At 66.9% G+C, this 18,280-nt stretch carries 19 protein-coding genes; 8 read left to right on the top strand and 11 right to left on the bottom strand.

Annotated features, from left to right (window positions below; translation table 11 throughout):
- Positions 1-9: 9 nt before the first annotated feature.
- The gene (locus ABIC65_RS08935) at positions 10-774 is read right to left on the bottom strand and encodes an SDR family NAD(P)-dependent oxidoreductase (RefSeq protein ID WP_354308174.1); all 765 of its coding nucleotides are present in this window, start codon (positions 772-774) and stop codon (positions 10-12) included.
- Between the two features lie 227 nt (positions 775-1,001).
- On the opposite strand from ABIC65_RS08935, the gene ABIC65_RS08930 reads away from it, so the two are divergent.
- From ABIC65_RS08930 to lysA, 4 genes are read left to right on the top strand one after another with little or no spacing between them, the layout of a single operon-like run.
- The gene (locus ABIC65_RS08930; RefSeq protein WP_354308173.1) at positions 1,002-1,268 is read left to right on the top strand and encodes a hypothetical protein; all 267 of its coding nucleotides are present in this window, start codon (positions 1,002-1,004) and stop codon (positions 1,266-1,268) included.
- A gap of 10 nt (positions 1,269-1,278) precedes the next feature.
- Complete coding sequence (locus ABIC65_RS08925) at positions 1,279-1,791, top strand: SAM-dependent methyltransferase (RefSeq protein ID WP_354308172.1); 513 nt, start codon at positions 1,279-1,281, stop codon at positions 1,789-1,791.
- Positions 1,788-2,054 (top strand): hypothetical protein, encoded by a 267-nt coding sequence (locus ABIC65_RS08920; protein ID WP_354308171.1) that lies wholly within the window; start codon positions 1,788-1,790, stop codon positions 2,052-2,054. Before ABIC65_RS08925 ends, ABIC65_RS08920 begins: the two co-directional genes overlap by 4 nt.
- Before the next feature lie 30 nt (positions 2,055-2,084).
- Positions 2,085-3,362 (top strand): diaminopimelate decarboxylase, encoded by a 1,278-nt coding sequence (gene lysA / locus ABIC65_RS08915; protein ID WP_354308169.1) that lies wholly within the window; start codon positions 2,085-2,087, stop codon positions 3,360-3,362.
- Positions 3,363-3,384: 22 nt separating this feature from the next.
- On the opposite strand, the gene ABIC65_RS08910 is transcribed toward lysA, so the two are convergent.
- The 7 genes from ABIC65_RS08910 to ABIC65_RS08880 form a co-directional block, all read right to left on the bottom strand.
- Complete coding sequence (locus tag ABIC65_RS08910) at positions 3,385-3,912, bottom strand: PEP-CTERM sorting domain-containing protein (protein ID WP_354308168.1); 528 nt, start codon at positions 3,910-3,912, stop codon at positions 3,385-3,387.
- Positions 3,913-4,109: 197 nt separating this feature from the next.
- A complete protein-coding gene (gene epsI / locus ABIC65_RS08905; RefSeq protein WP_354308167.1) occupies positions 4,110-4,820 on the bottom strand; it encodes an exosortase-associated protein EpsI, V-type in 711 nt (236 codons plus the stop codon).
- Positions 4,804-5,688, bottom strand: a complete 885-nt coding sequence (xrtV, locus tag ABIC65_RS08900; RefSeq protein WP_354308165.1) for an exosortase V — start codon at positions 5,686-5,688, stop codon at positions 4,804-4,806. The genes epsI and xrtV overlap by 17 nt, the downstream gene beginning before the upstream one ends.
- A gap of 10 nt (positions 5,689-5,698) precedes the next feature.
- Positions 5,699-6,409 (bottom strand): CpsD/CapB family tyrosine-protein kinase, encoded by a 711-nt coding sequence (locus ABIC65_RS08895; protein WP_354308164.1) that lies wholly within the window; start codon positions 6,407-6,409, stop codon positions 5,699-5,701.
- On the bottom strand, positions 6,409-7,752 hold the full coding sequence (locus ABIC65_RS08890; RefSeq protein ID WP_354308163.1) for a Wzz/FepE/Etk N-terminal domain-containing protein: 1,344 nt from the start codon (positions 7,750-7,752) through the stop codon (positions 6,409-6,411). Before ABIC65_RS08890 ends, ABIC65_RS08895 begins: the two co-directional genes overlap by 1 nt.
- A 34-nt stretch (positions 7,753-7,786) precedes the next feature.
- Positions 7,787-8,668 carry an SLBB domain-containing protein gene (locus ABIC65_RS08885; RefSeq protein ID WP_354308161.1) on the bottom strand — a complete coding sequence of 294 codons (882 nt, stop codon included), beginning with the start codon at positions 8,666-8,668 and terminating at the stop codon, positions 7,787-7,789.
- Positions 8,669-8,702: 34 nt separating this feature from the next.
- A complete protein-coding gene (locus ABIC65_RS08880; RefSeq protein ID WP_354308160.1) occupies positions 8,703-9,818 on the bottom strand; it encodes an outer membrane beta-barrel protein in 1,116 nt (371 codons plus the stop codon).
- A gap of 453 nt (positions 9,819-10,271) precedes the next feature.
- Here ABIC65_RS08880 and ABIC65_RS08875 point away from each other — a divergent pair, with 453 nt between their 5' ends.
- The gene (locus ABIC65_RS08875) at positions 10,272-10,523 is read left to right on the top strand and encodes an XrtV sorting system accessory protein (protein WP_093294116.1); all 252 of its coding nucleotides are present in this window, start codon (positions 10,272-10,274) and stop codon (positions 10,521-10,523) included.
- A gap of 94 nt (positions 10,524-10,617) precedes the next feature.
- Positions 10,618-12,009, top strand: a complete 1,392-nt coding sequence (locus tag ABIC65_RS08870; RefSeq protein ID WP_354308159.1) for an ATP-binding protein — start codon at positions 10,618-10,620, stop codon at positions 12,007-12,009.
- A gap of 40 nt (positions 12,010-12,049) precedes the next feature.
- Here the strand turns inward: ABIC65_RS08870 and ABIC65_RS08865 are convergent, their stop codons facing one another.
- Both ABIC65_RS08865 and welK read right to left on the bottom strand, forming a co-directional pair.
- Entirely contained in the window at positions 12,050-12,916 is an 867-nt protein-coding gene (locus ABIC65_RS08865) for a glycosyltransferase family 2 protein (RefSeq protein WP_354308158.1), read from the bottom strand.
- Positions 12,913-13,962, bottom strand: coding sequence for a beta-1,4-glucuronosyltransferase WelK (welK, locus tag ABIC65_RS08860; protein ID WP_354308157.1), 1,050 nt, complete (start codon positions 13,960-13,962; stop codon positions 12,913-12,915). Before welK ends, ABIC65_RS08865 begins: the two co-directional genes overlap by 4 nt.
- Positions 13,963-14,099: 137 nt before the next feature.
- On the opposite strand from welK, the gene ABIC65_RS08855 reads away from it, so the two are divergent.
- A complete protein-coding gene (locus tag ABIC65_RS08855; protein WP_354308156.1) occupies positions 14,100-15,002 on the top strand; it encodes an EpsD family peptidyl-prolyl cis-trans isomerase in 903 nt (300 codons plus the stop codon).
- 54 nt (positions 15,003-15,056) lie between these two features.
- Here ABIC65_RS08855 and ABIC65_RS08850 read toward each other — a convergent pair whose 3' ends face one another.
- Positions 15,057-16,010 (bottom strand): glycosyltransferase family 2 protein, encoded by a 954-nt coding sequence (locus ABIC65_RS08850; protein ID WP_354308155.1) that lies wholly within the window; start codon positions 16,008-16,010, stop codon positions 15,057-15,059.
- 228 nt (positions 16,011-16,238) lie between these two features.
- On the opposite strand from ABIC65_RS08850, the gene ABIC65_RS08845 reads away from it, so the two are divergent.
- Positions 16,239-18,248 carry a LamG-like jellyroll fold domain-containing protein gene (locus tag ABIC65_RS08845; protein ID WP_354308154.1) on the top strand — a complete coding sequence of 670 codons (2,010 nt, stop codon included), beginning with the start codon at positions 16,239-16,241 and terminating at the stop codon, positions 18,246-18,248.
- Positions 18,249-18,280 lie beyond the last annotated feature (32 nt).

Raw genomic sequence — 18,280 nt, 5'->3', positions numbered from 1 at the left:
CCCGACGAGTTAGTCGAGACCCGAACCGCTCAGCCAGCCGCCGTCGACGATGAAGGTTTCGCCGGTGACATAGGCCGCGGCGGGCGACGACAGGAACAGGGCCGGCCCGACGAGATCGTCGACCTCGCCCCAGCGCCCGAGCGCGGTGCGGCGGACGACGCGATCGGAGACGATCGGGTCGGACCATACCGGTGTCGACATCGCCGTCTTGTGGAAGCCTGGCGCGATCGCGTTGACGCGGATGCCGTCGCGGCCGAACCGGTGCGCCAGCGTGCGGGTCAGTCCCTGCAGCGCGGACTTGCTCGCCGTGTAGGCGACCATCGCCGGGCTGCCGGTGAAGCAGATCATCGACACGATGTTGAGGATATTGCCGCCCGAGCCCGCGAGCAGCGGCTCCCCCGCCAGCGCCAGTCGCAGCGCGCCGTGCAGGTTCACGTCGATCACGTCGAGATAGGTCGCCTCGTCGAACGGCGCATCGACCGAGAGGATGCCGGCAGCGTTCACCAGCACGTCGAGGCGGGGAAGCTGCGCCATCTGCTCGGCAATCGCAGCGCCGTCGCGCACGTCGAGCCGCAGGAAGCGGATCCCCTGATAGGCGGCGTCGTCGCGATTGGCCTGCAGCTTCGCTTCCGACGTGCCCGTGACGAGCACGGTGCCGCCGAGCGCCGCATAACCGCGGGCGAGCGCCAGGCCCACGCCGCTCGATCCACCGGAGACGAGGATGGTCTTGCCCGCGAAAAGATCGCTGCGAAAGCTGTCGGCCGGTGCCTGCATGGGGTGCTCCTAGGGGGATGAAGCGCCGGATTGGCGACTGCGCCTTACAGACACGTGTCCGTTCGCGCCGTTCGGTTGCAGCGGTAGGATGTCCGCGCCGGGACAGCCGACTTTATGCAAACCTAACGCCGCGTGCCCCGCTTCGCTCTCGAAGCTTAATGCGGGCACTGCCTAGCTTGCGGGTGTCGGCTCCCCTTGGCGCCGGCGCTTGTAGGAGTGCGTTCGGCATGGCGTCCGATCTCGTTGTGGAGCCCGATCCGGCGGCCACCATCCTCTGGGTGGGGCAGGACCGGGAGGGACATTGGCTGGTCCAGGAAAATCACGGCCTGATGGAGGGCCGCTTCGTCTCGCGCGAGGCGGCATGGCAGTTCGCGCGGGCCGAGCGGCACGGCTTTCCCGGCGCCGAATGCGCCGAGGCGGGGCAGCCGCTGGTGCCGTGGATTTCCTTCGCGCCGGTCGGTGCCGACGAACGCGCGCCGCGCCGGGCGGCCTGAGGAGGCGATCATGAATCTCGCTTATGCCTATGCCGTCCCGCCGGTGCGATCCGGCGCCCCGCTTGCCGCGATCGTCCGCCACGCGCTGTGCGATACCGCCGAAGCCATTGCCGCGCGGGACCTGCGCTGGCCGGCGGTGCTCGAGCAGCTGAAGATGCTGCGCGCGGCGGGACGGCGGAGCGTCCGCATCGTCGATGCCGCGTGCGGCGACGGCGCGCTGCTGCTGCCGGTGCTGGGGCGGGCGCGGGCGCTTGGCTTCGTCGCGATCGAGGCGCGGGGGGTGGACGGCGATGCCGCGGCGCTCGTCCGTGCCCGCCGCGCCGCGGCGGCGATGGCGGACCTCGCCATCGCAGTGCAGTTCGATCGCGGCACCGTCGAAGCGGCGCTGCGCGAAGAGGCCGCCTTTCCCGCCGATATCCTGCTCTACGCTGCCGACCGATCGGAGATGGCCCGCTTCGCCGCGCTGGCGCGGCGTGCCGGCGACATGGCGCTGGGCGGCCCGCCCCGGGCGGCGGGGCAATGAGCCGCCAGGGCGACCGCCTCTGGCGCGGCGTCGGCGCGTTCCTGCTGATCGCCGGCGGGCTGGCGGGGACGCTGACCGACATCAGCGGTCCGGAAGGGGCGGGGACGCTGCTGCTGCTCGGCTTCCCGCTCGCCATTCTCGGCCTGGTGCTGGTGGTGCAGGGCAAGCGCGCGCCGCTGGCGATCCGCGTCGAATGCAGTCGTCACCGGCACCTGCCCGAGCGCTTGCAGGCGCGCCGCAACGGCCGCCCGCCGCGCGGCTGACCTGGCCGCGTCCTCAACCAAGGAAATTCCATGTCTTTCCAGATGCGTGACGGCGTGCTCCACGCCGAGGGCGTGCCGCTGCCGGTGATCGCCGATGCCGCGGGCACGCCTGCCTATGTCTACTCCGCCACGGCGTTGCGCAACGCGGCGCGCAGCTTCGTCGAGGCGCTCGCGCCGATCGCGCGCAAGCAGTTGCTCTACGCGGTGAAGGCCAATTCGCACCCAGCCATCCTGCAGACGCTGGCGGCGTTCGGCTTCGGTGCCGACATCGTCTCGGGCGGCGAGCTGGCGGCGGCGCGCGCCGGCGGCATCGCGCCCGCCGACATCGTCTATTCGGGCGTCGGCAAGACGCGCGACGAGATGGCGGCGGCGCTGGATGCCGGGATCGGCCGGTTCAATATCGAGCACGAGCGCGAAGGCGAGGTACTGTCGGCGCTCGCCTGCGCCCGCGGGGTGCGGGCAACGGCGTTGCTGCGGGTCAACCCGCTGGTCGATGCGCATACCCATGCCAAGATCAGCACCGCGCTGCGCGACAGCAAGTTCGGCATTCCCTATCCGGACGCAGCGGCCATGTACCGGCGCCTCGCTGCGCTACCGGGGCTGAACCTGCAGGGCGTCGCGGTGCATATCGGCAGCCAAATCACCGAGCTTGCTCCCTTGCAGGCCGCCTATCGGCGCGTCGGCACGCTCGTTGCGGCGCTGCGGGCGGAGGGGCATCGCATCACCCATGTCGATCTCGGCGGCGGGCTCGGCGTCGCCTATCGCACGGGCGAGCCGGGCGCGGACGTCGCGGCCTATGGCGCCATGGTCGCGTGCGAGACGGCAGACTGGGACGTCACCCTGTTGTTCGAGCCGGGGCGCTTCCTCGTCGCGGAGGCGGGGGCGCTGCTCACGCGGGTGCTGTGGGTCAAGCCGGGCCAGCCCCACCCGTTCGTGATCGTCGACGCGGCGATGAACGACCTGGCGCGGCCGGCGCTCTACGACGCATGGCACGAATTCGCGCCGGTGCGCCCGCGCGGCCCCGAAAGGTTCGTCGCGCATGTCGTGGGGCCGGTGTGCGAATCGGGCGACAGCTTCGCCCGGGCACGCACCATCGACCGCGTCGAGGAAGGCGACCTCGCGGTGCTGGCGACCGCCGGCGCGTACGGCGCAGCAATGGCCTCGACCTACAATGCCCGCGCGCTCGTGCCCGAGGTCTGGGTGGATGGCGATCGGTTCGACATCGTATCGGACCGCACGCCTGCCGCGATGGTCCGCCCGCAGCGCCTGCCGCACGGGATGGCGGTGTCGGCCTGCGTGCCGGCCTGATCGGGCGCGCGCGGCCCGGCGATCAGATGGAGGCGAGCGTCTTGCGCCTGCGCCGATGGCGCAGCGCGCTGCCGAGACCGGCCATGCCGGCGATCAGCGATGCCCAAGCCGCGGGTTCGGGAACGGCCGAGGTCGCCGTCACCGTCACATTGGCGGCGGTCCAGTCGCCCTTGCCGTCGGCGTAGAAGAAGAAGGGCGCGGTCGGCGCGGCTGAAAACGGATGGTCGATCATCGTGCAGAAGGACTGCGCGACGATCTCGCACCCGCCATAGTCCACCGGATATTTGCCGATCGACAGGCTGGCACCATCCCAGGAATACCAGACCTCATAGGGAATGTTGAAGGCGTGTACCGTCAGCCCCTGCTGGGTGCGACCGAACGCGGCGGAGGTTCGGTCGAAGTCGATGGTCAGGCGAAGATCGGCATGATCGAAGGCCGGCGCATCCGAGTTCGGCACATACCAGAAGAAGTCGTCGGCCGTGATGTGCAGCGTCACGGGCTGTGCGACGGCCGGCAGCGGCGCAGATGCCGCGAGCGCGAGTGCGAACATGTTCCTGCGCATTCGGTTTCCTCTCCCCTGTTTTTCTTCGGATGCGGCGCGGGCCGCGTCATTTGATACGACGATCCGCGCGGGGGGAAAGAGTCGCTATTGCCGTGCCGCGTCCCTTTTTCGGGCAGCGGCATGCCCGATCCGCGGAAGCGCTTCCGTGCGCTGAAAGGGGCGGCGCCGACGCCGCCCCGATGGCATCAGGCGCCCGGCTGGTGGTGCGGTTCGATCGCCGCGGTCATCTGCGTGCCGAGCAGCGGGCGGAGCACCCGTGGGTCGAGTACCTTGACCAGTTCGCGCGCGAAATCGAGGTTCGCCGCAAGCCCTTCCGCCGCCTCCCCGGTCACCGTGGAGATGCGCACCAGCACGCCGTCGACGATCCAGCCGGCCATCTGGCTCTTGAGACGGGCCAGCAGCTGCTCGTTGCCGGTCTGCGGCAGATATTCGCCCACCCGCGCCCAGTAGAGGATCTGCTCGGTGCGGTTATAGTTGGTCGCGGTCAGCGCGCGGCCCGGAATCGCCACCTTGTCGGCGATCGGGATCATCTCCGCATGGCTCTCCAGCACGGTGAAGCCGAAGAACGGATAGCACACCTCGGGCCGGTGCAGCTGGAGCAGATCGGTCTGGGCGTTGCCATAGGCGATCAGCAGCATCACCGTGGTGCCATCGGGCCGAGAAAAGGCGCGGCTGACCACCTGGTTGTACAATTTGTCTTCCAGGCTGCCCTCGCGCGGGGGCGCGATCAGCGCGCCGGTATCCTCGGCCTTCCAGGTGCCGAACGCCTTGGGCATCAGCGCATCGAGCTTGGTCGCGCCGAGCAGGTCCATGCGGCGACGCGGCTTGAGGCCGAGCGAGGCGCCGGCCGCGGCGAAGCAGCCGCCGCCGATCAGCAGGTCACGCCGGTTGAACATGGGACCTCCGACGCAGGAACAGCTGGGCTTGCTCGACCGCCCAGTCGATCGCGAAGATGCCGAGCAGCGCCACCACGAACATCACCATGCCGGTCGAGACGTGGAGGAAGCTCTGCGCCGCCTCGTCGCCCAGATGGTAGGTGATCAGCACCAGGATGACGATGCGCAGGATGTTGGTGAGCACCGCAACCGGAATCACCAGCGCGGCGATGAACAGCGCATAGCGCCAGGAGGGCTTGTTCTTGATGTAGATGTACAGCAGCGTCACCACGACCAGGCTGGAGAGCGAGCGGAGGCCCGAACAGGCGTCCTCGACCAGCAGCTGATAGGGGCCGACGAACAGCGTCACGCCCTGGCGCAGGATCGGATAGTCGAGCCACGAGAGGAACCCGGTCGCGGCATAGGAGACGAACTCCTTGAGCGGCGCGGTGACACGGTCGACCGCCCAGCCCGGCGGGGGCACCAGGAAGAACAGCCACAGCACCGGGAACCAGGCCGCACGCAGCGCGCGACCGCCGAAATAGAGATAGCCCGCGCTGATCACCGCGCCGACCAGACCGAAGGTCTCGATGCTGATGAAGTCGAAGATCCGGCCGAGCGAATAGATCGCCAGCGACGCGAGCAGCAGCAGTCCGCCGATCGCGAGATTGCCGGGAGCGCGCAGCGCCTCGATCGAGCTGCGCTGGCGTGCGAGCATCCAGGCGCCGGTGGCGAGCACGATCGGGCCGTGCACGCCGCCTTCGGCGCTCCACACCTGGCGGCCCAGGGTGATGAAGGTGGGGATAGCCAGCGCCAGCAGGCCGGCGATGGCGAACCAGTAGCCACCGCCCGTCCTGCCTTGCTGCCGCTCGAGAGCGGTCGCGGTCATATGGTCCAAATCAATATCCGTTCAGCACGCAACCGACGACGTTGGTACGGTCTGCACGCAGTGTACGGGTCAGCGTGTTTACGTCGCGTATATAGCTGTTGTCCTTGCGGGCGACGATCATCGCATAGCCGGCGACGTTGGCGACGCGCTGCGCATCGGCGCAGGTGTTGGCCGCGGTCGTGTCGAAGATGGTGATGTCGAATTCGCGGAGCAGCTGCGTCGTCACGTCGCGGAACTGTTCGGAGGAGAGCAGTTCCTGCGGGCTGTGCTCGACATGCCCGGCCGGGATGATCGACAGCTGCTCGAGACCCGTCGGGTGGATGATCGAGGCGAGCTCGACATCGCCCGAGGCGAGATAGTCGGCAAGACCCGGCTTGGCCGGATCGATCCCGAAGGCGGGGCCGACGGCGGGCGCACGCAGATTGGCGTCGACCAGCGCGGTCTTGATGCCGATCTGGGCGAGCGCGGTCGCCAGGTTGATCGCGATGAAGCTGCAGCCGGCGCCTTCGGCGGCAGCGCAGAGCGCCAGCGCGCGGCGCCCCTCGCGCAGGTGCTGCGCGATGATGCGGGTGCGCAGCGCGCGGATCGCTTCGGCCTCGATCCCCGTCGGGTCGGACAGGACAAGCTGATATTCGAGCGCAGCGGTGGTGTCCGGCGTCGTCGGAACGGCGCTCGGACGATCGCCTTCGGGCAGCGGTTCGGGCGTGGTCATCGCGTCCATCAGTTTACTGCAGCTCCGTGCGATTCGGCGGTTTCGCCGAGAGTTTCATGGGCGCGGCGAAGGCGGGCGGAAAGTGCGGCGCGGCTCTGCACCACGCCCAGCACCGGCGCGTCGACCGCGGTTTCGAGATCCTCGGGGCTGCGCACGCGGCGGCCGAGCAGCTCGACGAGCAGCGCGATCAGCAGGCCCAGGCCCAGGCCGAAGCCCGCGGCACCGCCGATGATCATCGGCACCTTGGGGTAATAGGGGCTGTCCGGCGCGCTGGCCTCGCTCAGCGTCGACATGCCGGTGTCGTTGCTGCTCGCCTCGAGCCGCAGATCGGCGACGCGCTGCGCGGCCTTCATATACTGGTCCTGCTTCAGCGACACGTCGCGCTGCAGCTGGGCGAGCTGGTCGACATCCTGGCGGTTGCCGAGCACACGGGCGCGCTGGGCATTGGCCGCGCTGTTGATCGCGCTCTGCGCCGAGCCCGCGCCGCCGGCGGCCTGGGCGCGTTCCTGCGCCGCCGCCTTGGCATAGACCTCGCGCTGGCGCTGCAGCGCCTGGAAGGCCGGGTGGTTCGGGCCGAGATTGGTTGCGGCCTGCTGGATCTGCTGGTCGATCTGGGCGAGCTGGAGCTGCGCCGGACCCATGCCGCCGGCTGCCACCACCGGCGCTGCGGGAACCGCGGCCTGGCCGGTCAGCTGCGAGAGCTTCTGGGTATCGAGATCCGAGCCGGTGTCGGTGAGGACGATGCCGGACTTCTTGACGAAGGCGGTGCGCGCCTCGACCGCGGCGAGCAGCGCCTGCCGGGCCGATTCGGCCTGCTGGGCATACCAGTCGGCCGACTTGGTCGCCGCGGCGCGCTTGTTCGACAGCGCCTGGGCGAGGAAGGCGGTGCGAACCATGTTGGCGATCCGCTCGGCGCGATCCGGCGAGCTGTCCGAATAGGAGATCTCGAGGATGTTGCTCCCCTCGATCACGTTCGCCGAGGTGTTGCTGATGATCTGCTTGGCGAGCCAGCGACGGATGTCGCCCGTCGCTGCGGCGGGCGAGGCGTTGAACGCGGCGATGTTCGCCGGATCATTCGCCCAGCCCAGTTCGTCGACGACGCGGCCCGCGGTGGCATAGTCCTCGATCAGTTCGGTCTGGGTCTGGACATAGGCGCGCATGAACTGCGAGCTCATCACCTGGCCGGTGACCGGATCCGGCTTGAAGGTGTCCAGCACCAGCCGGGTGGTCGCCTTGTAGCGCTCCGGCAGGAACTGGACCACCAGCGTGGCGGTGGTGACGCAGACGAGGAACGCCGGGAGGATGATCCACCGACGCGCCCAGAGAATGCGGAAAAATTGTACGATATTCACTGGTGCGCCTCGTCAGCTGCCAACATTGCCTAGATCAGAACAACCGCTCGCCGATGACGATCGTGTCGCCGGGCTTGATCGGATCGTCCATCTTCAACTTGATCTCCTGGCCATCGCGCGTGACCTTGATCCGCTTGATCGAGCCGGCCGGTCCGAGACCGCCGCCCTGCGCGACCGCGCGGCGGAGAGTCATGTCCGCCCGAATCGGATATACCCCAGGCGCGTTGACTTGACCATAAATGTAGAAACGCTCCACTTCGGGCACGAAAACCTTGTCGCCCGCCTTTACGATCGGGTCGTCCTGCGGTCCGCCCTGGGCAAGCTTCTTGTAGTCGAGCTTGACGTTGGTGCCGTCCGCGCGCGTGAGCATCACGAAATCGGCGGCGTCGGGCTTGAGCCCGCCGGCCTGGGCGATGATTTCCGAGACGTGATATTCGCGGTTGACGGGCTGCAGCCCGGCGGTGCCGACCTGGCCCAGCACCGTCACGAAGTTGCTGACAAAGGTAACGATATCCACGCTGACGATCGGCTTGGCGTAATAGCCGCCCGCCTTCAACAGGTCCTGGACCTTCTTGACCAGCGTGATCGCGGTCTCGCCCTTGGCCTGCACCGCGCCCAGATAGGGCAGGGTGATCGTGCCGTCGGACTGGACGCGGGCGCGGGTCTTGAAGTCGCTCTGGCCGAGCACGTCGACTTCGAGCACGTCGTCGACGCCGATGACATAGCCGGCCGGCGCCGCGCCGGTGGCGATCGGCGCGGACGGGGTGGTGGTCTGCGCCGCCGCGGCCGGCACCTGTTGCTGCGGCTGGGCAGCGACAGGGCGCGGACGTGCGGGGGCAGCGGGGCGGGTCGTGGCAATTTGCGCCGCGGCAGGCACCGCAAGTGCGGTCATGCCGGCGAGCGCCGAGACAAACATAAACCTACTCTTCTCGTGCATGGATACGCCCTTGTCAGAGCGCCAGCGACGTCGTGAAATTGACTCGCTTGGCGTGGTATTTGAAAAGCCGGATGCTCGACGTTCGTTCGTCATAGCCCGCGCCCAGATTGAATCGCAGGCGTCGAGTCGCATCGTACGACGCGTTCGCACCCAGGGACAACATGTTGTCGTTGCCCGAAATTGGGGCACCTGCGAACAGCGTGGAGGAATTATAGTCGCGCCACGTCTTGTTCGCGTTGAACGAAATGCGGGTGCGGGTGCTCAGGTTGTGCGAGATCGTGCCCGACAGCGAGGTCATGATTTCATAGCTGACGAAATAGATCGCCGAGGGCTGCGCCGCGCGCGATCCGGCGATCTGCACGGTGAACAGATCGGCATTGTACACCGCGGCCAGATCGAAGCCGACGCCCGAGAAGTCGCTGGTGCCCGGCAGCTTCGGATCCACCTTGGTATAGTTCACCGATCCGCGGAAGTTCAGGCGGGTGGAGACGGCGCGCTCCAGCTGCAGGCCGGCCGCATAGCTCTTGATGCCGTCGCGGCCCAGGCCGCCGGCCAGGCTCGGCCGATGGATGTAGATGCTGTTCGAATAGCGGCCGAACACCGAGATCGTGCCCAGTGAGGGCGATTGCAGGCCCAGCTGCGCCGTGATCGAATCCGTGTCCGCATCGGCATATTTGCGGAAGGCCTGGGTGTTGCGCACCTCGGTGCGCGAATAGGCGAGGGCGGGGCGCAGCCCATAGGGGCCGCCGCAGCCGATGTCGGCGCTGTAGCGGCGCGATTCCTCGCTGTTCTTGAAGCTGTCCGGCGCATCGAGCACGTACAGCGTCGAGAGATCGCTGATCCGCCGCTGATAGCCGAGTTCGCCATGTACCAGGCAGGACGACAGGCGCTGGTCGGCGCCGCCGGTCAGCGAGATGTTCTCGCGGTTCAGCTGGGTGTATTTGTTGTAGAACCGATATCCGACCGACCCGGCCAGATAGGTGGTGCCGGTCGCGCGCGGCAGCACGACGCTGAGGTCGAGCGACGGGGCGGCAAGCACGTCGCCGCTGTTGCCGCCGCGGCCGTCGCTGATCCGCGGGTCGCTGACCACGGCGTTGTCGTTATATTCGATCAACGCGGTGGCGCGCACGTCGATCTGCCGTCCGGCCGTGGCCGGCCGGGGCGTGAATGACGTCCGCTGTGCCAACGCGGGATGCGCCGATGCTGCAGTCGCGAACAAGGCGACGAGGCGGCAGGATAGGGTGAAACGGCCAGTAAGGCGCGTTTTCTCAGCCTTTTGAATGTCGTGTACTCGCACGATGGTCCCCCCGGGTGCTCGCTTCATTATCAATGGCCTCCAGTACAAGCAACCGGATCAACGCCCTGGCAAAGGCGCCGGAACCTGCCCTGGCCCTGTCCCCCGACCGTTTTCCTTGCGAAAAAACGTCGAGCCAAGCGCAAACTCCCATTTCGAGGCGGTGGTTGCTTAACGGCCTGTTATCACATTCGCGAGCATCTAGCGAGTTGCCGCGCGCGCTGCTAGTGCAGGTGCGAACGACGCCGGGAAGTCATTCGATTCCTGCGGCGAATGGAAAGGACATGCATGCAGACGCCATATGATTGGGTCACCATCGCGATATTCGCCGGCCTGATCGTTATCTTCCTGCAACGTTCTCAGGCCGATTCGGTTGTCCGCGACACGATGATCAGCTATTTACCACCGGCGATAGGCTGCGCTGTTGCGAACTATCTGGGGAACGAGAACTATCATGTGTTCGCGATTCTCACGATTGTACTGGTGCTTGCGTATATCGCGTTCGTGATCAAGCCGTACGAGTTCATCAAGCGCCGCTGAAAAAGCGGCCGGCGATTCGCGAAGAGGATGCCCTGCGGCGCGAGCCCGGGTTCGCCCCGACTTTCGGCGGCGAAATTTTTTAAGAGGTGGTCGAGTGGCTTTAGGTTCCGCGCTGAAGTTCTTGTGGCCCTTCGGGCGCCGCGAAACGCCTGAGGACGAAGGCTATTTTCCCATTGCCGCGACGGTCGTGCCGCACCGCGATGCGCATGGTGCGAGCCGGCAGCGGCCGGACTTCCCGACCTTCCGCGCCTCTGCGCTGGATCGGCCGCTGGATCGTCGTCGCGAGGAGCGGCGCGAGATCACCCGTGCCCGCTTCGCGCTCGCGACCTATTTCACGCCCACCCAGCCGGTTGCCGATCGCTCCAGCTTCGCCGGCCGCCTCGGTGTGCTCGCCCGGCTGATCTCGTCGATCGAGAGCCAGCGCAGCCATGTCGTGCTGTATGGTGAGCGCGGCATCGGCAAGACCTCGCTGCTCCATGTGCTCGCGGACGTGGCGCGGGAATCGAGCTATATCGTCAGCTATGCGACGTGCGGCGCCAACGCCAATTTCTCCGACCTTTTCCGCGCGGTACTGCAAGACGTGCCGCTGCTGTTCCACCGCGAGGTCGCGCCCAACGCCGGCGAGGCGGAGAGCGGCGGCAGCCTCGCCGATCGCCTGCCCGCGGGCAAGTTCGGCGCGGGCGAACTTGCCGATCTGTGCGCCGATGTGACCGGCACGCGCGTGCTGATCATCCTCGACGAATATGATCGCGTCGAGGATACCGCCTTCCGCCAGCAGGTTGCCGAGCTGATCAAGAACCTGTCGGATCGCGCCGCGCGCGTCCAGCTGGTGATCGCAGGTGTCGCCTCCAACCTTCAGGAACTGATCGGCTATGTGCCGTCGATCCGCCGCAACGTGATCGGCCTGCCGATGCCGCGGCTGGAGGAGAGCGAGGTCCAGGAGATGATCGCGCTGGGCGAAACCGCGTCGGGCGTGCGATTTGATCCGAACCTGACCAGAATCATCCATCTGCTCGCACTGGGCTCGCCCTATTTCGCGCGGCTGCTGTGCCATCATGCCGCCGTGGAGGCGCTCGACCAGGGCCGCCTCACCGTCGATCAGGGCCATCTGCGGCGCGCGCTCGATGCGTCCATTGTCGAGATGGAAGGCCGGATGGCGCCGCGTACCGTCTTGGAAATGCGCAAGTTCGTCGGCGGCCGCTACGATCCGCTGCTCGCAGCGCTCGGCGAAGCGTCGCGCTCGATCGACGGCTGGTTCGGCGGTCGTGCGGTGGTGGAGCTGCTCCCTGGGGCGCCGATCACCGCGCAGCAGGTCGAACAGGAGCTGGCCGGGCTCACCACCCAGCTGGGCCTGGAAACCGACGTGGTGGACGGCGAGCGCCGCTTCCGCTTCACCGACGACACGCTGCCGATTTACCTGTGGCTGATGGTCGGCCGCCTGCGGTTGGACAGCGGCACGCTCGAAGACGCGCTGGCGACGGTGTAAGGGGCGGGCGAGGGGGTCCGCTCCCTCCCCGCCTCCCCGTTCAGATCGGCAGGCCGATTGCCTGCAACAGCCCCGCACCGCCGCGCCAGAAGCGGAGTGCGATCAGAGTCCCCAGTGCCTTGGCGCGTGCGCCCTTGGTCTCGGGCGTGCGCAGGATCCGCGCATAGTCGGAAGGGATGAACGCCGGCTGCATCGCCGAGCGCGCCACCCAGCGCAGGCGGCCGCGCGGCTGTTCCAGGCTCAGCAGGAACAGTTCGCGCTGGATGCGGCGCGTCTTCTTGAGCATCGCGTTCCAGTCGGGCCGCGGCGGATGGCCGACCGAGGCATCGCCGCAATAATCGATCTTCATCCCCATCCGGATCGCGCGGTTGCACCATTCGATGTCTTCGGACACGCCGGTGCGGAAGCCGCCGATCCGCTCGAAATCCGCGCGCATCACGAACAGGTTCGCGGTGACGGTGAACTGCGACTTGCGGACATAGCTCTCGTTGTCGAACGCCAGCGCCAGCTCCACCGCGGCGCTGCCGGTCAGCTTGCCTTCGGGCGGCAGCACGAACATGTGCCCGCCGAGAAAGGTGCCGGGCCGCACCATCGCTGCGCCGGCCGCCAGCCAGCCGGGCTGGGCGATGCAATCGCTGTCGATGAAGGCGAGGATCTCGCCGTGCGCCTGCGCCGCCGCGCCGTTGCGGGCGGGGCCTGCGCCCTTCTCGGTGACCGTCACCACCCGCGCCCGGCCCGCGACCACCGCTTCGACCGCGGCGAGGCCGCAGGGCGAGGCGTTGTCGCCGACGATGATTTCATAGGAATCGCGGTCGATCGTCTGCCGGTCGAGGGAATCGAGGCAGAGCGCCAGGCCGTGCAGGTCGTTGTAATGGGGTAGGACAACGCTGATCCGCGGCGTGCTCATCGCTTCTTCGCTCCCCAACCCGCGAGCAGCTCGCGAAGGCGGTTGGCCAGCGCGGTTTGGTCGGTGGTCGCCAGCTTGGGCTCCGCCGCCTTGGCCGCGGCGACCGCCTCGCCTAGCTTGGTCTCGTCGCGCACCGCCTGGAGCAGGCCGCGATCGGCGAAGGTCTGCGCGATCTCTTCCTGGTGATCGTCATAATGCTCGCCCAGGTCGAAGCGACGCGGGAAGGCGACGACGCGGCAGCCGGCGCGCAGCGCGGTGACCAGCGATCCGGTGCCGCCATGACAGATCACCATGTCGGCGTCGCGCAGCAGCAGCTGGAGGTCGTCGAACGGAATGGTGCGGCGGATCTCGACGTCGGGGATGCCCGGGTCGGTCAGGTCCTGGTCGCCATATTGCAGCACCAGCTTGCCCGGCAGGCCGCCGGCGCGCTTCAGATCGAGCACCGCCTGCACCAGCCGCGGGAAGGGCAGGGTGGCGCCGACCGTGGCGAAGGTGAGCGCCTGCTTTGGCGGCCGCGGCGTGTCGAGCATCCGAAACGGATCGAACAGTTCGGCATCGGGCCAGGCCTGCTTGAGCGCCGCCGACTGCACGAAGGTGATCGTCGCCACGCCCTTGGCCATCTTTCCGAAGGCGGAGGGGTGGTGAAAGCGGGCGAAGCTTTCGATATGGACGAACTTGGCGCCGGACAGCTTGGCGAGCAGCGCGGTGAAGAACACCGCGCCGGCGCCGGTCGAGATCACCACATCGGGCTTCTGCCGGCGGACGATGCCCAGGCTCTGGCGGAAATTGCGCCATGCGCCGCCCAGCATGTGGAGCGGATGGCCCAGCCTTGCCTGGCCAAGCGCATAATGCTCGACCAATTCTACCGGATGCTTCTCGGCCAGGCTGCGGCCGAGCGCGGTATCTTCCGTGACGAAGAAATAGTCATGTTCCTTCCACACCGACTCCAGATCGAGGATCTGGCGCAGATGGCCGCCCCCCGAGGCGGCGAGGCACATCTTCAGCGGCTTGCCCGCATTTTGTTCCATTGCGGTCGCGTCTGCCATGCCATTCCCTTCGTACCATGTGTCTCCCGGCGGGAGCCATGCTGCACTGCCAACACTATTGCGGATGCCCGCCCGCCCGAATAGGTTCAAGTAGAAGTTTGTGCCGTGCGCAATTCCGTGCCGGCGGGGAGGTTTTCATGAAGAAATGGTTCCTGGTGACGGCGGTGGCTGCGGCCGCGCTGGCCGTATCCGGATGCGGCAGCAAGGACGGCAAGCTCGACAAGGGCCAGGTCGTCGCCAGCGTCGACGGCGACGAGATCACCATCTTCGAGCTCAACGCCGAGGTGCAGGCGTCGCAGGTGCCGCCGGGGACCGACCGCAAGCTGGCCGAGCAGCTCGCGCTGCAGCGCATCATCGAGCGCAAGATCCTCTCGAAGATCGCGCGCGAGCAGAAGCTCGACAAGACCCCGGCCTTCCTGATCCAGGAACGCCGCGCCGACGAGCTGATCCTGACGACGATGCTGCGTGACAAGATCGCCGGCGGGATTGCGCAGCCGACCGATGCGGAAATCGCGCAATATCAGGCGGCGCACCCGGAGCGGTTCGCCCAGCGCAAGATCTACAGCGTCGAGCAGATCCTGTTCCCGCCGCCCACCTCGGCCGACAAGTTCAAGCAGTTCGCGCCGCTGAAGACGCTGGACCAGCTGGCCGCCAAGCTGACCGCTGACGGCACCCAGTTCCGCCGCGCACCGACCCAGATCGACACGGCCGCGCTGCCGCCCGAGATCATCGGCAAGATCGCGGCGCTGCCCGCGGCCGAGATGTTCATCCTGCCGACCCAGCAGGGGCTGACGGCGAACGTGATCACGGCGACGACCGTGCAGCCGCTGCCGGCCGACCAGGCACGCGAGCTGGCACTCAACGCGCTGCGCAACGAGCGGTTCAGCAAGGCGGCCGATGCCCAGCTCAACGAGCGGCTGAAGAAGGCCCGCGCGACGGTGAAGTACCAGCCGGGCTATCAGGCCCCGCCGCAGATGCAGGGCAGTGCTACCCCGCCTGCCGCGAGCCCGGCCGTGCCGGCCGACAACGCCGCGCAGTAAGTAACGAAAGGGGCGGCGCCTGCGGGTGCTGCCCCTTTTCGTCTCGGCCGGGCCTCAGCTGCGGCCTTCGTTCCCGGTGCGATAGCCGTACCACCAGCGCTGCCGCTCGCGGACGATCGGCGCCCAGGCGCGGCTCACCGAGGTGAAGCGTTCGCGCTTGCCCGGCATCACCCCCGCCAGCAGCTTGCCCAGCGCGGCATATTTGAGCGCGGCGAACCACATGCCCCAGCCGGCCACGATCGCCCCGGTGGGACTGTAATGCTTGCGGGCATAGTGCATGCGCCCGATCGTCATGAACATGATCCGCCCGGCAGAGAGCGAATGGCCGCTGCCGGCGTCGTGCATCACCTTCACGTCCGGATCGACCAGCACGGTATAGCCCTTGTCGCGGATGCGTTTGAACAGATCGACTTCCTCCGAATAGAGAAAGAAGCTCTCGTCGAAGCCGCCGATCTCGCGCCACACATCGGCGCGGACCATCATGAAGCCGCCGTTGAGCACGTCGACCGGGCCATGCGTGGTCGCCTCCGCGGGCAGGCCGCCGCGACGTAGCCGGCCGGCGGAGACCACCGAGAGCACGAAGTCGCCGGGGGTGGGTAGCGCCAGGAAATTGGCCGCGTCGAGATTGCCGGCGGGGTCATAGGAGCGGCCGCCCCAGGCGGCGGCTTCCGGGTTCGCCGCCGCGAAGGCGACCAGCCGGTCGATCGCGCCGGGCTGCGGCACCGCATCGGGGTTGACCAGCAAGAGCAGCGGTGCGCGCGCATGGGCGGCACAGCGATTATTGCCCGCCCCGAAACCGATATTGCCTTCGGAGGGTACGATGCGGACCTGGGGCAGCTCGGCGCGCACCAGCGCCTCGGTATCGCCGCCGCCATTGTCGATCATCAGGATCTCGTGCGGCGTCATCGGTGCCGCCGCGGCGATGCCGGACACGCACTGCCGAATGAAACCGGTCGAGTGATAGGCGACCACCAAGACGGAGACATGCGGCGTTGCTTCGGTGCTCATGCACCATGCTCTACCGGCAAAGCGATGCAGCGTCGACCCGCGTCCGGCCCGCCATGCCCTCGTTTCAGAAACGCAATGGTCTGCGCCGACTAAATCTGCGGCGGGTATGCGTTAAGTGTTTTTACACCACGCAATTACACCACTTATTTCATGGCCTTGTGGCAGTTCCTGGATCGAGGGAATCATGTGTCGATTTGGGGTCGACCAGTAACGTAAGGGTAGCACAACATGCCGGTTGTCAATAATCAGGCCGCGCTCGACGCTGCGATCAAGGCCGCCAAGAGCGGCGACGTGATCCTGCTTGCGCCGGGGACCTATAGTTCGATCACGATGACGAACATCAATCCTGCGGCGAACATCACGATTCAATCGCAGGATGCGAACAACAAGGCCGTGGTGGGCACGGTGTGGCTCACCAATTCGAGCAACGTTACCCTGAAGGATTTCAATGTCGTCCGCCCGACGGTGCCGGACGACGACTTCGCGATCGCGAATCGCGTGCTGTCGTCGAGCAACATCACCATCAACGGCGTGCGCTTCACCGGCGGCACCGGCGATCCCAGCAACGCCAAGGGAACCGGTCTTTCGATCCGCGGCGGCACCAACAACAAGATCATCAATTCGGAAATCGATCACTTCGTGATCGGCATGGACGTGCGCGGTGTCGATACCATGCTGGTGCAGGGCAACCAGTTCCTCGACAATCGTCGCGACCACAGCAACTATTCCGAGATGAAGAACGTCGTGATCGATGATAACCTCTACAAGGGGTTGTATCCGATCAACGAAGAGCATCCCGACGCGATCCAGTTCATGACCGCCGGCCGTGCCTATGGCAACAGCAACATCACGATCACGAACAACGTCGTCCTGCAGGGCGATGGTCGCGGTACACAGGGCTTCTTCCTGAACGACGAAACCGAAGTGACGCCGTATCAGAACGTCAAGATCGAGAATAACCTCATCTATCTGAGCGGCATGTATCACGGCATCAACCTGCGCAATGCGCAGGGCGCGTCGGTGAAGAACAACACGGTGGTTTCGGTCGCGGACGAGAAGTCCACCTGGATCCGTCTCGAGAACGTGTCGGGGACGGTGAGCGGCAACGTGACCGATCAGCTCGTGCTGGAAGGCACCAACAGCCTGGCCAACACCAACAACGTCCAGTTGCTTACCGATCCGAACATGATGCGAAAGATCGCGGGGCTAAACCTGGGCAGCAAGGCCACGATCACCGGACTGACGGTCGACGGCTATGGCTATCATACCGGCAAGAACAGCGTCGGCGCCGCCAGCCAGTTCACCAAGCAGGTCGCCGCGGAACTCGCTGCGCCGAAGCCGGCGATCGCGCCCAAGCTGCTGCTCGACCTCAGCTTCGGCACGCAGGGGGTGCTGGACAGCTCGGGCTGGAGCACCGATGACCTGGTCAACCCGCTCGGCACCGGCCAGATCAACAACGGCATGCTCAACGTCAGCACCGGCAAGGGCATGGAACTGGTCCGCGGCACGTCGCGACAGCTATACGGTCTCTCGGCCTTTACGTTGAACTTCGACCTGAAGCGGGCGGGTGTGACGGCGCCGGTGGGCCAGATCATGGGCATCTACAAGAGCTGGAACATGGCGTTGCGCGCCGATGGCGAGCTGGTGTTCACGATGACCAACGACGCCGGCGTCACCTCGACGTTGACGACCAGCGGCGCCAAGATCACCGACACCAACCTCCACAAGATCGCGCTCAGCTATCAGGCCGGCGGCACCTCGACGCTGTATGTCGACGGCAAGGCGGTAGGAACGGCGAAGATGTCGGGCAGCACCCGCAAGCAGGAATCCTGGGGTCTCTATGTCGGCAATCCGTTCACCGCGGCGTTCACCGGTTCGGTGGGCGAGATCGAGATGCGCGATACCGCGTTCAACGCGTCGCAGATCCTCGCGCTCAACGCCGGCAGCACCAACACCACCACGCCGGCAACGGCGGCGGACACGCTGAAGATGATGGTGGCGAAGGGCGTTGCCGACACCGCTGCGTCGCTGGCCGGCAGCACCGCCTGGGGCGGCGCAATGGCTTCGCCGGCGACGCTGAGTCTGACGAGCGCGTTCGGCACCAGCAGCGCATCGGCTTCGCCGCTGGCGACCGCGCTCGCTACCGCAAGTGCGAACGGATCGCTCTACAAGAGCACCTCGCCCTTCTCGATGCTGACCACGCCGCGTCTGGCGTCGCTCGACCTGTACCATAGCTGAGCCGGGCCGCCCCTAGGCGGCTTGCCCCGTGC

It is taken from the genome of Sphingomonas trueperi (assembly GCF_040545665.1).
Taxonomy (GTDB): Bacteria; Pseudomonadota; Alphaproteobacteria; order Sphingomonadales; family Sphingomonadaceae; genus Sphingomonas; species Sphingomonas trueperi_B.
Note: the sequence above shows the minus strand (reverse complement) of the source record. Positions and strands in the feature narration are given on the sequence as shown.